Raw genomic sequence first — 12,900 nt, 5'->3', positions numbered from 1 at the left:
GCGCACACCGGCCCGCCGCACCGCTATCGGACGCGGGATTCGCTTTCGACGCACCCCCGGACCGCCGACGTATGGGAGGGCAACCCGCCCGAGGAGTTCCCATGCGCAGACTCGCCGCCGCGCTCATCGCGCTCGCACTCGCCCTCACCGCTCGCGCCCAGGGTCCGATCTCGTCCGGGTTCACGTACCAGGGCGAGATCGTCCGCGACGGCGTGCGCATCACGGGCCTGGCGGACCTGCGCGTGGCGCTCTTCGACCGGGCCGCGGGCGGCACGCAGATCGGCCCCATGCTCACGCTCGTCAACGTCGCGGTCGTCGAGGGGCGCTTCAACGCGACGCTGGACTTCGGCCTGGCGCCCTGGGACGGCAACGCACGCTTCATGGAGATCGCGGTGCGTCATCCGTCGGGCAGCGGCGGGTACACGACCCTCACGCCCCGCCAGGTGCTGACCGCCACGCCCTACGCGCTGTTCGCGGTGCAAGGCACGGGCGGCATCGAAGGCCCGCCCGGTCCGCCCGGGCCGGCCGGACCTCAAGGACCACAAGGCCCCGCCGGGTGGCCCGGCGCGCAGGGCCCACAGGGCCCACAAGGCCCGCAGGGTGCGACCGGCCCGGCGGGTGCGACCGGTCCCGCAGGCCCGGCGGGCACGCAGGGCCCGGCGGGTCCGGCCGGTGCATCGCCCTTCACGCTGAACGCGGGCAACGCGGTGTTCACGAGCGGCAATCTCGGGGTCGGCCTGACTTCCCCGCAGTACCCGCTGCACGTTGAGACCTCCCAGCCGCGCGGCGGCTACGTCTACTCCACCTCGACCAGCGGCGCGGGCTTCGGGCTCTTCGCGCGGGCGAACAGCGCGCAGGCGATCGGGCTCGTGGGCATCAACAGCGCCACGTCCGGCGCGAGCATCGGCATCCAGGGCGAGAGCGTCAGCCCCACCGGGCGGGGCGTCTTCGCCTACGCGAGCGCCACGACCGGCGACGCGTGGGGGCTCTGGGGTGTTTCCGCCAGCACCGAGGGTACCGGCGGGGTGGGGCACGCCACCGCCAGCACGGGCGTCACGACCGGCCTGCTCGGCCGCGTCGACTCGAGCACCGACGAGGCGACGGGCGTGTACGGCGCCGCCTCCGCGTCCGCGGGCGTCACCACCGGCGTCTGGGGCGTCATCTCCAGCAGCACCGCCGGCGCGGCGGGCGTCTTCGGCTACGCCGCCAACACCACCGGGCAGACGTACGGCGTGCTGGGCATCTGCGACAGCGCCGAGGGCTTCGGCGTGGTGTGCATCGGCGATTCGATCACCACCGGCAACAAGCAGTTCCGCATCGACCACCCGCTCGACCCGGCGAACAAGTACCTCAACCACTTTGCGCTCGAGGGCCCGCGCCCGTTCAACCTCTACCGGGGCAACGTCACGCTCGACGCGAGCGGCGGGGCGGTCGTCGAGCTGCCCGCGTACTACGAGTCGATCAACCACGACGAGACGTACAGCCTCACGCCGCTCGGTGCGCCCATGCCGGGCCTGCACGTCGCTGAGACTGTGCGCGACGGGCGGTTCCGTATCGCCGGGGGCCTGCCGGGCGGGCGCGTGTCGTGGGGCGTCACCGGCGTGCGCCACGACGCCTGGGCCCGCACGCACGGCGCGCAGGACGAGCTCGAGAAGCCGGCGTCGCTGCGCGGGACCTACCTGCACCCGGAGCTGCACGGCGCGCCGCCCGCGCAGGGCGAGTTCCGTCGGTCGCGCCCGCTCGCGCCGTTCCCCGGAGCAGGCGGTGGACAGTGACGATCATCGCTACACTGGTGCTCAACTGGTCGACGCATCGCGGCGAGCGTGTTGCGTGCGTCGGCCGGCACGCTCGGGGCGCACGCCGGGTCGCGTCGAGCCTGTCTCGTGTCGGGGCGGCTAACCCGGGGCAGGGCCACGGTTAACATGAAGAAGCTGTACGTCGGCAATCTCCCTTACAGCACGAACGACGCAGAACTCCGCCAGATCTTCGAGGAGCGCTGGCAGGTCGCCTCGGCGCAGGTTGTCATGGACCGCGAAACAGGGCGCTCGCGCGGGTTCGGGTTCGTCGAGATGCCCAACGACGCCGAAGCCGCACAGGCCATCGAGGCGCTGAACGGCGCCGACTTCGGCGGCAGGCCGCTCGTCGTGAACGAGGCCAAGCCCCGCGAAGGCGGCGGCGGGCGCGGGTTCGGCGGCGGGGGCGGCGGGCGCGGGTCTGGCGGGGGCGGCGGGCGGGGCGGCTGGTAAGCCCCTCACCGGCTCCGCGTGCGATTGCGCAGCACCCGCGCAGGATCGAGCACGACCCGGAAGGTCGGCAGCGGCTGCGTCTCCAGCATCTCGAGCTTGCTGATCCGCCCTTGCACCGTCGCGACATCGCCCTTCTGCACGCCCTGGTCGTTCGCGGGCACCACGGCGATGACGTAGAACCCGCTCGAGAGCATGCCGCCCTGCGCGTAGAACAGCCGCAGCGCGACGCCCGAGCGCTCGTCGGTGACGTCGACGACTTCGCCCTCCCAGCCGCGATTGGGCGTCCACGTGCCGACGTACGAAGCCTCGATCGCGCGCCGGTCGGCCTCGCGACGCACGCCGACGATCGACCCGACGACCATGCCCGGCTCAACATCGTCCTCGAGGATGCGTGCGTCCGCCGGGGGCTCGACGGGCGGCGGCGGGGGCGCGGGCTTCAGCGCCTCCGCGAACTTGTCCTTGCTCTTCACGAACGCGAGCACGCCAACGCCCGCGAAGAGCCCGACCGCCACGACGCCCATGCCGATGACCACCGCCTTGCCCATGGTTCCGCCCTCCCGAGCCGCGGGGGCGAGCATACCGCGCCGCCGTCCGCGCACCGGCCCGCCCGAGGCAGGGCCGATTACTCGGGCGGCAAGGGCGTGAGCCCGAAGACGTTGCGGATCGTCCAGCGCCCCGCGTAGATGAGGGGCGTGAGCGCGACGGCGATCACGAACTTGAGCACGTAGCCGGTCGCGGCGGTCTGGGCCGTCCACTCGAGCGAGGGCGTCTCCTGGCCCATCCACCGCTGGAGGAGTTGGAAGAACACGAAAGTCACGATGATGCTGTCGAAGAACTGCGAGACGACGGTGCTCCCGCTGGCCCGGAGCCAGACCAGCCGCCCGCCGGTGAGGCGCTTGAACACGCCGAAGAGGTAGATGTCGAGCAGGTTGCCGAAGAGGAAGGCGACGATGGACGCGATGTACATCAGGGCCGCGGCCCCGAATACGTTGTCGAACGATGCCTGCGTCGCCGTCCCGGGGATCCCCTCCAGCACGGGCACCTTTCGCGCCACCCAGAGCAGCGTCCACGCGAGCCCGGCCATCGCGAACGCGACGTACGCCGCACGCCGGGCCGCCTTGCGCCCGAAGTACTCGTTGATGAGGTCGGTCAGGAGGAACGTGACGGGGAAGGCGAGCATTCCCGCGGTGTGCTCGACGGGGATGATCCGCCCGAACGCGGGCACCTCGAACCGGAAGAGCTTGACGCCCACGACGTTCGCGAGCAGCAGGGCGGTCAGGTTCGCCGCCGCGAGCCAGACGAACACCCGCTGCGGGACGGTGAACGCGTGCGGCTCGTGGGTCATGCGGGGCCTCGCGGTGGGACATCGCGCCGGCCCGGCGGCCGCCGTACGATCCATGCTACTCGACCCGGATGGTTCGGTGCAGTTCCCAACGCGGATGCGGAACCCATGACAACCACGCTCAACGTCGCGACGACCGAGTTTGAAAAGAAGGACCGGTGCGCCGACCTCCCGCACCGCCCGCGCGTGCTGCTGGGCAAGATGGGCCTCGACGGGCACGATCGGGGCGTCAAGGTCATCGCCCGCGCGCTGCGCGACAGCGGCGTGCACGTCATCTACAGCGGGCTCTGGCAGACGCCCCGCAGCCTCGCCATCTCCGCGCGCGACGAAGACTGCGACGTCATCGCCGCCAGCATGATGAGCAACTCGCACCTCGTGCTCGGGCCCCGGCTGGTGCAGGAACTCGCCCGCCTCGGACGCCCGGACCTGCCCGTCTACATGGGGGGCATTCTCCCGTCCGAGGACGTCGCCAAGCTGCTCGACCTGGGCATCAAGCGCTGCTTCACCACCGGCGTCGGCCTGCTCGACATCGTCAACGCCGTCCGCGATGCCGTCCGCCCGCGCCTGCCCGTGCTCGAGGCGTCATCCACGCCCGCGGCCCAGCTCGCCCGCGATATCTCCGTGCTGCACGACAGCGGCGCCGTCCGCCCCGGGGCGCCCCGCCGGCGCCCGCGCCGGGTCATCGGCGTCACGGGCTCGCCCGGCGCCGGCAAGAGCACGCTCGTCGCCCAGATGGCGGGGGAGTACACGCGGCGCTCGCGCGCCGGCGACCCGCTGTGCCCCCGGCGGTGCGCGGTCGTCGCGTTCGATCCCATGAGCCCCATCACCGGCGGCGCGCTCCTGGGCGACCGGCTCCGCGTCGACTTCAACGCGCTCGACGAGGGCGTGTACTACCGCAGCCTGGCCATCCGGGGCGAGGACTACCACGCACTGCCGGAGATCATCGAGCTCATCGGCGGGGCCTTCGCCGGCCCCGACGCGGTCGAACTGCTCTTCGTCGAAACTGTCGGCGCCGGGCAGAACGAGACGCGGATCCGCGGCTTCGTCGATCGCACGGCGGTGGTGCTCACGCCCGGCATGGGCGACGCGGTGCAGATGGACAAGGCCGGCATCCTCGAGATCGCCGACATCTTCGTCTGCAACAAGGCCGACCACCCGGGCGAGAACGAGCTCGTCCGCGACCTGCGCGACGTCGCCGGCCGGCGCGGGATCGTTGAGACTGTCGCCACGAAGGGGCAGGGAGTGCCCGAGTTGCTCGAGTTGCTCGCGGCCCCGTGAGCGGGGATCGCCAGGAGGACGCCGTTCGTGGACGCCCCGCAGCCTTCGCCCAGTGTCGAGCAGCCCCCGGCCGACGCGTCCCTCGCCGCGCACGTCGAGGCCGCCCTCATGTGCGCGGACCGTCCGCTCCCGCCCACCCGGCTGGCCGAGGCGGTGGGGCTGCTGACGCCCGCCCCCGACGACGCGCCCGCCGAGGGGACGCGCGCCCGCGTGCGCGACCAGGCGCGCGACGGCGCCCTGGCCCAGATCGAGGAGTGCGTGGAAGCGCTGAACACCTCGTACGAGCGCACCGGGCGGTCGTTCCGCATCGAGAAGGTCGCCGGCGGGCTGCGGGTGCTCACCCTCCCGGCGTTCGCCCCGACGATCGCGGCACTGCACCGCGCCCGCCAGTCGTCGCGCCTCTCGCGCCAGGGGGTCGAGACGCTGGCGATCATCGCGTACCGCCAGCCCGTGACGCGGGCGCAGCTCGAGGCCATCCGGGGCGTGTCGTGCGGGGAAGTGCTGAAGAACCTCATCGAGCGCCGGCTCGTAACGGTGCAGGGGCGTGCGGAGGAGCTGGGGCGTCCGCTCCTCTACGCCACCACCAGGTCGTTCCTCGATGCCTTCGGGCTCGCGTCGCTGCAAGACCTGCCGACCATCGCGGAACTCAAGCCGAAGGCGTGACGCGTGCTGGGCATGTCTCGAACCGCGGCCGGCGGAGCCCTCCCGGGGGACGAACCCGCGCGCGTGGTGCGCCGGCGGTACCACTTCCATATTCCCGGGGTCGCGTACGCCGCCACGGTCATCGTGATCGTCCTGGGCGCCGTCAACGGGCAGAACAACCTGCTCTTCTGGCTGTTCGGGCTCGGGGTCGCGGGGCTGCTGATGTCGGGCGTGCTGAGCGGCGCCGCCCTCATGGGCCTGGAACTCTCGCGCGATGTGCCCTGCGCGGGCACCACCGGCGAACCCTTCGAGATCCGCTACCGCCTGCGAAACTCCAACCGCCTCATCCCGGCGTTCGCCCTCACGATCGAGGAACTCCCGGGCCCGGACGGCGCGGCCTCCTGGCCCGCGCGATTTGCGCCCCTCACGAGCGTCTGTCCCCACGTGCGCGCCGGCGGCGCCGCCGACTCGGTCTTCATCGTGACGCCCCGCGCCCGCGGGCGCGCGACGTTCGCCCGCGTGCGCGTCTCGACGACGTTTCCTTTCGGGCTGACCCGCAAGAGCGTGACCTTCGAGCAGCCGGGCGAGGCGATCATCCGTCCGCGGGCCGCCCGGATCGACGGCGCCGTTCTTCCGCGCAGCATCGGGCGGGGTGAGTCTCCGCGCGCCGTGCGGCGCGGGCGCACGGGCGATGAGTTCTACGCGCTGCGTGAGTACACCCCGGGCGACAGCATCCGCCGGATTTCCTGGCGGGCCAGCGCCCGCCTGGCCCGCCCGGTGGTTCGAGAACTGGCGGAGCGCCCCGGCACGCGCGTGTGGATCGCGGTCCGATTCGCGAGCGAGGGCGCGCACGCCGAGGCCGTGGTCTCCGCCGCCGCGGGCCTGGTGAACGTCGCCCTCGCGCGGGGGCTCGAGGTCGGGGTCGACGCGCTGGGCGGTTCGTCGCGCGTGGCGCCGGCGGCGAGTGCTCGGCACGCGGGCGCCTGCCTCGACGCGCTCGCGCTGGCCGAGCCGGGCCTGTCCGCGCCGACGCCCGCGCCGTCCGGCGACGCGGTGCTGCTCGTGACGGACGACCCCGGCGCGATCGACGCCTCGAACCTCGCGGGCGTGTTCACGCCGCAGGCGCTGGGCGTAGACCCTGACCCCGAACCGCCGGTGCGCACGATGAGCGTCGGCGGGCTGCGCCGGGGCCTGCTGGAGCGTCTGGGGCTGGGGGCACGCGCATGAGCGCCGTCGTCGCCGATGGGCCGCGCCGCGGCATGCTCGCCCGCCGGGTGCAGGTCGGGGTGCTGGCGGTCGTGCTGCTCAGCCTGCTGACGTTCGGCATGGCCGAGGGTGACGCGCTGGTGACGTCCGGGCTCATCATCGGCGCGCTCGCCGGCTGGTGCTTCACGGAGTTGGGCCCGGCGCGCCGGGGCCTCCCGCGATGGGCCGCGACGATCATCCTGTTCGGCGTGCTGGTCGGCGCGGTCGTGCGGTCGATCGAGGGCGCCCCGCCGGTGTCGGCGTTCTCGACGTTCCTGGGCGCGATCATCGTGCTGAAGCTGTGGGAGCAGCGCGAGGCGCAGGACTACGGGCAGTTGCTCACGCTCAGCGTGTTCCTGGTCATCGGGGCGGTGCTCACAGCGACCACGCTGTGGGTGGGCGTGGCGATCGGCGTGCTCACCCCGCTCCTGGCGTTCGCGGTGATGGCGTACCAGGTGTACGTGGCGCAGGTCCGCGCGATCCGCTCGTCCGGGCAGGAACGCGATCCCCAGGGCGTCCCGTGGCGCCCGCTGCGCCCCGGCATCGTCGGCCTCATCGCGTTCATGGTCGTCGGCGGGTATCTCATCGCCGGGGGCGTGTTCGTCATCGTGCCCCGCGGGGTGGGCTTCCAGCAGTTCGCGGCGATCTCGACCACCACCACCGGGCGCCAGACCGGCTTCACCGATCGCGTCGACATCGGGCGCGGCGGCCTCATCAGCGAGTCGCAGGCGACCGTGATGGAAGTGCGCATCCGGTCCGACAGCGCGGCCAGCGAACGCCCCGCGTTCGCCCCGCGGTACTTCCGCGGACGCGTGCTCGACGAGTACCAGGCCGGGGTCTGGTCCGCTTCCATCGCGCAGGACGTGACCCGGATCGAGCGCCGCGAGCCCGGCCAGCGCCTGCGACTGCGCAGCGATCGGCGCGTCACGGGCATCGTGCTGCAGGAGTTCCGCCCGCGCGGCACGGTGGCGCGCACGCCCGTCTTCATGCTCAACCGCCCCGTCAGCGCCCAGGTCACCTCGCGCGAGCAGGGCGAGGTTGAGTTCACGGTCGACGACCGATGGAAGGTCGTCTCGCTGCGCACCGCCGCGACGCCGGTCCTGCGCTACCACGTGCGCTCGCTCCCGGAGACGCAGGAGGTCCCCGACGACGACTGGGCCCGGCGCGCCGTCACGCCGCCGCCGCCGGGCGTGATCGAACTCGCCCGCGACATTCTGCGCGAGGCGGCGATCGAGGCCGACCCCGCGAAGCGCCCCGTCCAGGACGACGTGATGGTGGCACGGGTCTTCGAGCAGTATCTGCGGCTGAACTTCGAGTACTCGCTCGACACGCCCGCCCCGCCGCTGCGTGCCGAGGCGACCGAGCACTTCCTGCGGACCACGCGGCGCGGGCACTGCGAGCACTTCGCCTCGGCGCTCGCGCTGCTCTGCCGTGCCGCGGGCATCGAGGCCAACGTCATCGCCGGGTACATGACCAGCGAGGTCGACCCCGAGACCGGCGCGTACGTCGTCCGCCAGGCGCACGCGCACGCCTGGGTCGAGGTGCGCGCGGGCTTCGACGTCTGGCGCACGTTTGACGGCACGCCCACCGCGGAGGTGCAGCGACTGACCAACCAGGGGGGCGTGCTCTCCCGCCTTGACCGCTGGCTCGACGCCGTCGAGAACACCTGGAACTCGCGCATCGCCACCTTCGACCACGCGGCCCAGTCGCGGCTGCTCGGGCGGCGGACCCGCCCGGGCGAGCCGTGGAGCGCGGGGTGGATCGAGGATCTGCGCCGGCGCGTGCAGGGCGACGGCGGAGATTCCGGAGAGGCGCGCCCGAGCCTGGTGCGTCGGGTGGGCCTGCCCGCGCTGGGCGCCGCGGTGGTGGTGGGGGTGTTCCTGGCGGTGCGCGGCGCGCTCCGCCGGGCCGGGCGGAACAGGCGCACGCCCTACGCCGGGCTCGACCCCGGGGCCGCACGCCTGGTTTCACAGGTCGAGCGCGCCTTCGCCCGGCGCATGCCCCGAGAACCCGGGGCGACGCTGCTGGACTGGGGGCGCCAGGCCCGGGCGCCCGCGGAAGAGCTCTTCGCGGTGCAACTCGTGTACGCCTGGGTGTTCGCCGGGCGGCCGCCCGCGCCGGACGATCTCCGCCGCGCGATGGCGACGCTGCGCGCCGGTTCTCGGCCGTGAGGTCCGTACAGGCCGCCGCTCGGCGCAGACGGACGACGCGCCCCGCTGAAGCGCCGCCCGACGCCGCACGATGCTGGGTGGGGGCACGCCCCCTTCACGGAGACGCCCGGTGCCAGCCAACCGATCCAGAACCGAACGATGGCGCGAACTGCTGGAGTCCATCGCCCAGCGGGGCGGCGGGCTGGAGATCACGGTCGCGCGCGACGGGCAGGACCGCGGCGCCGACCTCATGTGGCGGGTGCGTCTCGTGCGCGTGCAGCCGGATTCGCTCGTGGTGGAAGCTCCGGCCGCCGCGGGCAAGCCCTACGCCCTCGCCTCGGGCACGCCGCTCGTGTGCGTCATGACCGTCGGGCAGAACCGCTGGATGTTCCGCTCCGCCGTGATGGGCGAGACCGGCGCGCTCGCGCGCATCGCGATGCCCGACCACGTCGATCGCTGCGCGCGGCGCGAGTTCCTCCGCGTGCCTACCGCCCAACTGCGTCTGCCGACGGTCGAGTGCTGGCCCCTGCTTGATCCCATCACCGTTGTGCCCGCCGAGGCCGCCAACCGCGAGCGCATCATCTCGATGCAGGGCGACGATCCCCGCCCGCTCGCCTTCACCGAGGACATCCTGCCCGAGGTGGGCCCGAAGTTCGGCGCCGCGCTGATGAACATGGGCGGCGGGGGCGTCGGGCTGGTCGTCAACAAGAACGAGGCGTCCAACGCCTCGAGCATCCGCCTGCTGTGGCTGCGCATCGACCTCACGCCCGAGATCGCCGCCCCCATCGCGATGACGGCCCGCGTCGTGCACACGCACCTCGACAGCGAGCAGAACCTCTACGTAGGCGCCGCGTTCGATTTCGACTTCAACCCCGCGCACCGCGCGTTCATCGTCGATCAGATCGGGCGGTACATCCGCGTCGCCCTGCCGACGCGTGCCGCCGCCTAGACGGCCGCACAGACCGTCTCGGAGTCCGTCGCGCAGGGGTGCAACCCCCGTCGTGCTACCGACGCACCCGCACCTCGACCCGGGCATTGTCCGCGATGACGCGGCATTCGTGCTCGCCGCCGTTCAGCACGCCCCGCCACTCCCCGTGCGTGCCGCTCGCGCCGGTCAGTTCCTCTTCCGGCGCGAGGAACGAGGTCATGCCGATCCCGCTCGTGAGCGCGAACACCCCGCGCGAACCCGCCGGCAGGTCGAGGTGCACCTGGCCGGAGGCGGAGCGGACCAGCAGCGGCGCGTCGAGCGGCTCGGCCAGCGAGACCGACACGTTCCCCCCCGGCGTCACGTCGGACCCGCTCTGCACATCGATCGCGCCCGCCGCGCCGATCACCCGCACGCCCCCGGCGATGTTGCGCACGCGCAGCCCCGCGCATCGCGGCACGCGGATCACGACGTCCGCCGCGGCATCGCCCTCGTCGACCGCGAGCACCCGGAAGATCGGGTGCGGCTCGGCCGCCTCGACGCTCGTGGCGGCCCACGACGCCGCGACGCGACGCCCCTCCGGGCCGTCGGTCATGGCGACGACCTGCGGCTCCTTCAGCGCATCGTCGAACTCGATGAACACGCTGCCGGCGCCGGCGTCGACATCGACCGCGACGGGGCGCGACCAGTCGACACCGGGGGGCAGCGGGGCGAGGGCCAACTGGCCGTGGGGGGGAAGGGAGGCGCAGCCGGAGGTGACGGCGACGGCCAGGGAAAGCACGGAGAACATTCGGGACATGCGAGGGTTCCTGCGGGGATCCACCGAGACGAAGAACATGCTACCATCGTGTTCGCTGGTCGGACGGGGGTATAGCCCTCTCACGCCCGGCGGGTCGGATGAATCACGAGCAAGTCACCACACGGCGCGTCGCCCTTCATGTCGGATGAATGATGCTGTCGCGTTCAATCGGCGCTCCCGTGTGGAGAAGGATTGACAAGCACGCCTCACGAATGGCGGGCACAGCGGTCCCTCGGCCTCCGGGCCGGGCGTTTCGACGCCGCTCGCCGCGTTGCGTTCGGGCACAGACACCCGTTTCTGCGAGTCTGCGCGGGGCGTGTGTGTGAGTGTGGTGTGAAGAGCGCGTGATGAATCCCGCCCGGCCGGAATGAGAGCGCCTCCCGCGTTCGTCGCGTCGGGCGGAGAACTCGCATGGTGCAGGTCGGCGGCTTGGTGCTGGGCGTTTCGGACGGGGCGGTGTTCGGCATCACGGTGCTGGCGCTGCTGGCGGGGGCGGCGGGGGGGTTCTTCCTCGCCCGGCTGCTGGGCGCCAAGGCGATCGCGAAGGCGTCGGACGAGGCGAAGGCCGCCGCGGCGCGGATCGAGGCCGAGGGGCGGGCGGCGGCGGAGCGGGCACGGCTGGAGGCCGACAAGGCCGTCCTCGAGCGCAAGCAGAAGGCCGAGAGCGAGATCGAGGCGACGTGGGAAGAGGTCCGCGACGCGGAACGCCGGCTCGCGAAGCGCGAGGACGCCTTCGACCGCAAGGAGGAGGCCGTGCTCGCCAAGGAGCAGCACCTCGCGCGCGAGGGCGAGACCATCCGCCGGCGGGAAGAGCGTCTGACACAACGGGAGCAGGAGGTCGAGAAGACGCTGGCCGCCCAGATGGAGGCGCTCACCCGGGTCTCGGGCATGACGCGCGAGGGCGCCCGCGAGGTGCTGATCGCCCGCGTTGAAGACGAATCGCGCCACGAGGTCGCGAAGATCACGCGCAAGGTGATCGAAGAGGCCGAGGAGGACGCCAAGAAGCGTGCGCAGGAGATCACGCTCATGGCGATCCAGCGCTACGCGGGCGAGCACTCGAGCGAGAGCACGGTGCGCAGCGTGGCGATCCCCAGCGACGACATGAAGGGGCGCATCATCGGGCGCGAAGGGCGGAACATCCGCGCGATCGAGAAGGCGACGGGCGTGGACATCATCGTGGACGACACGCCCGGCGTCATCGTGGTGTCGTGCTTCGACAAGATCCGCCAGGCCGTCGCGGTCGAGGCGCTCGAGCGACTCGTCGCCGACGGACGCATGCACCCGACCCGCATCGAAGAGGTCGTCGAGAAAGTGCGCGGCGAGGTGAACGAGAAGGTCCTCAAGGCTGGCAAAGACGCTGCCCTCGAGGTGAACCTGCGGGGCCTGCACCCCAAGGTCGTCGAGGCCATGGGCAAGCTCCACTACCGCACGAGCTACGGGCAGAACGTGCTGCGCCACTCCGTCGAGGTCGCGTACGTCGCCCAGGTCATCGCCGATCAGTTGGGGCTGGACGGGACCATCGCCCGGCGCGCGGGGTTTCTGCACGACATCGGCAAGGCGATGGACCACGAGATGGAGGGCGGGCACCCGAAGATCGGGATGGACTTCGCGCGCCAGTTCGGCGAGCGCGAGCCGATCCTCAACGTCATCGGCGGGCATCACGCCGACATCCCCGCCACCAGTTTCTACACGCCGATCGTCATGGCCGCCGACGCGGTGAGCTCGGCCCGCCCCGGCGCCCGGCGCGAGAGCATCGAGCGGTACGTGCAGCGTCTGACGCAGTTGCAGGACATCGCCCTCGCGTTCAAGGGCGTCACCGAGGCGCACGCCATCCAGGCGGGGCGCGAGGTCCGCGTCATGATCGACGCCGCCAAGGTCGACGACGACGAGGCGTTCCTGATCGCCCACCAGATCGCGAAGAAGGTCAGCGAGGAAATGACCTTCCCGGGCGAGATCCGCGTCACCGTGCTGCGCGAGACCCGCGCTATCGAGTACGCGCGGTAGAATCGCGGCCCCCGTGGGGTGAGGAGGCGCTCATGCACCAGATCAAGTTGTTCGAGGGCAGCGAAGACGCGATGCGCGCGCTGGAGAACGAGATCAACGAATGGCTCCGCACCAGCGGCGCAAAGGTGGTCCAGGTCTTCGGCAACATCGCGCCGCAGTCGGTCCTGCCGTCCTCGGAGTCCCGGGCCGGGCTGGCGGCCGACGGGGGCATCCGCCGGTTCGCGCCGTCCGACATCCTCGTCTGCGTCCTGTACGAAGTTTGACGCGGG

General features: G+C 72.3%; 12 protein-coding genes. 9 read left to right on the top strand and 3 right to left on the bottom strand.

What is annotated here, in order from left to right:
- Positions 1-101 precede the first annotated feature (101 nt).
- Entirely contained in the window at positions 102-1,775 is a 1,674-nt protein-coding gene (locus SFY69_11195) for a hypothetical protein (protein ID MDX2132605.1), read from the top strand.
- Between the two features lie 147 nt (positions 1,776-1,922).
- On the top strand, positions 1,923-2,246 hold the full coding sequence (locus SFY69_11190; GenBank protein MDX2132604.1) for an RNA-binding protein: 324 nt from the start codon (positions 1,923-1,925) through the stop codon (positions 2,244-2,246).
- A gap of 5 nt (positions 2,247-2,251) precedes the next feature.
- On the opposite strand, the gene SFY69_11185 is transcribed toward SFY69_11190, so the two are convergent.
- Both SFY69_11185 and SFY69_11180 read right to left on the bottom strand, forming a co-directional pair.
- Entirely contained in the window at positions 2,252-2,791 is a 540-nt protein-coding gene (locus SFY69_11185) for a hypothetical protein (protein MDX2132603.1), read from the bottom strand.
- Between the two features lie 77 nt (positions 2,792-2,868).
- Positions 2,869-3,591, bottom strand: a complete 723-nt coding sequence (locus SFY69_11180) for a queuosine precursor transporter (GenBank protein ID MDX2132602.1) — start codon at positions 3,589-3,591, stop codon at positions 2,869-2,871.
- Positions 3,592-3,696: 105 nt separating this feature from the next.
- Here SFY69_11180 and SFY69_11175 point away from each other — a divergent pair, with 105 nt between their 5' ends.
- The 5 genes from SFY69_11175 (at position 3,697) to SFY69_11155 (ending at position 9,852) form a co-directional block, all read left to right on the top strand.
- Positions 3,697-4,866 (top strand): cobalamin-dependent protein, encoded by a 1,170-nt coding sequence (locus SFY69_11175; protein ID MDX2132601.1) that lies wholly within the window; start codon positions 3,697-3,699, stop codon positions 4,864-4,866.
- Positions 4,867-4,893: 27 nt separating this feature from the next.
- Complete coding sequence (scpB, locus tag SFY69_11170) at positions 4,894-5,529, top strand: SMC-Scp complex subunit ScpB (GenBank protein ID MDX2132600.1); 636 nt, start codon at positions 4,894-4,896, stop codon at positions 5,527-5,529.
- A 12-nt stretch (positions 5,530-5,541) separates the two neighbouring features.
- Positions 5,542-6,735, top strand: coding sequence for a DUF58 domain-containing protein (locus SFY69_11165; GenBank protein ID MDX2132599.1), 1,194 nt, complete (start codon positions 5,542-5,544; stop codon positions 6,733-6,735).
- Positions 6,732-8,924 carry a DUF3488 and transglutaminase-like domain-containing protein gene (locus SFY69_11160; GenBank protein ID MDX2132598.1) on the top strand — a complete coding sequence of 731 codons (2,193 nt, stop codon included), beginning with the start codon at positions 6,732-6,734 and terminating at the stop codon, positions 8,922-8,924. The genes SFY69_11165 and SFY69_11160 overlap by 4 nt, the downstream gene beginning before the upstream one ends.
- Positions 8,925-9,033: 109 nt before the next feature.
- On the top strand, positions 9,034-9,852 hold the full coding sequence (locus SFY69_11155) for a hypothetical protein (protein ID MDX2132597.1): 819 nt from the start codon (positions 9,034-9,036) through the stop codon (positions 9,850-9,852).
- A 55-nt stretch (positions 9,853-9,907) separates the two neighbouring features.
- Here the strand turns inward: SFY69_11155 and SFY69_11150 are convergent, their stop codons facing one another.
- Positions 9,908-10,627, bottom strand: a complete 720-nt coding sequence (locus SFY69_11150) for a hypothetical protein (protein ID MDX2132596.1) — start codon at positions 10,625-10,627, stop codon at positions 9,908-9,910.
- 411 nt (positions 10,628-11,038) lie between these two features.
- Here SFY69_11150 and rny point away from each other — a divergent pair, with 411 nt between their 5' ends.
- Both rny and SFY69_11140 read left to right on the top strand, forming a co-directional pair.
- Positions 11,039-12,631, top strand: a complete 1,593-nt coding sequence (gene rny / locus SFY69_11145) for a ribonuclease Y (GenBank protein MDX2132595.1) — start codon at positions 11,039-11,041, stop codon at positions 12,629-12,631.
- Between the two features lie 32 nt (positions 12,632-12,663).
- Positions 12,664-12,894: a hypothetical protein gene (locus SFY69_11140; GenBank protein ID MDX2132594.1), complete on the top strand. Its 231-nt coding sequence runs from the start codon at positions 12,664-12,666 to the stop codon at positions 12,892-12,894.
- Positions 12,895-12,900 lie beyond the last annotated feature (6 nt).

This window comes from Planctomycetota bacterium (assembly GCA_033763975.1).
GTDB lineage: Bacteria > Planctomycetota > Phycisphaerae > Phycisphaerales > UBA1924 > RI-211.
Note: the sequence above shows the minus strand (reverse complement) of the source record. Positions and strands in the feature narration are given on the sequence as shown.

Excerpts from the sequence above, each read along its gene's own strand:
- SFY69_11195 (MDX2132605.1), top strand. The coding sequence starts at position 102 with ATGCGCAGACTCGCCGCCGCGCTCATCGCGCTCGCACTCGCCCTCACC.
- SFY69_11190 (MDX2132604.1), top strand. The coding sequence starts at position 1,923 with ATGAAGAAGCTGTACGTCGGCAATCTCCCTTACAGCACGAACGACGCA.
- SFY69_11185 (MDX2132603.1), bottom strand. The coding sequence starts at position 2,791 with ATGGGCAAGGCGGTGGTCATCGGCATGGGCGTCGTGGCGGTCGGGCTC.
- SFY69_11180 (MDX2132602.1), bottom strand. The coding sequence starts at position 3,591 with ATGACCCACGAGCCGCACGCGTTCACCGTCCCGCAGCGGGTGTTCGTC.
- SFY69_11175 (MDX2132601.1), top strand. The coding sequence starts at position 3,697 with ATGACAACCACGCTCAACGTCGCGACGACCGAGTTTGAAAAGAAGGAC.
- SFY69_11165 (MDX2132599.1), top strand. The coding sequence starts at position 5,542 with ATGTCTCGAACCGCGGCCGGCGGAGCCCTCCCGGGGGACGAACCCGCG.
- SFY69_11160 (MDX2132598.1), top strand. The coding sequence starts at position 6,732 with ATGAGCGCCGTCGTCGCCGATGGGCCGCGCCGCGGCATGCTCGCCCGC.
- SFY69_11150 (MDX2132596.1), bottom strand. The coding sequence starts at position 10,627 with ATGTCCCGAATGTTCTCCGTGCTTTCCCTGGCCGTCGCCGTCACCTCC.
- rny (MDX2132595.1), top strand. The coding sequence starts at position 11,039 with ATGGTGCAGGTCGGCGGCTTGGTGCTGGGCGTTTCGGACGGGGCGGTG.
- SFY69_11140 (MDX2132594.1), top strand. The coding sequence starts at position 12,664 with ATGCACCAGATCAAGTTGTTCGAGGGCAGCGAAGACGCGATGCGCGCG.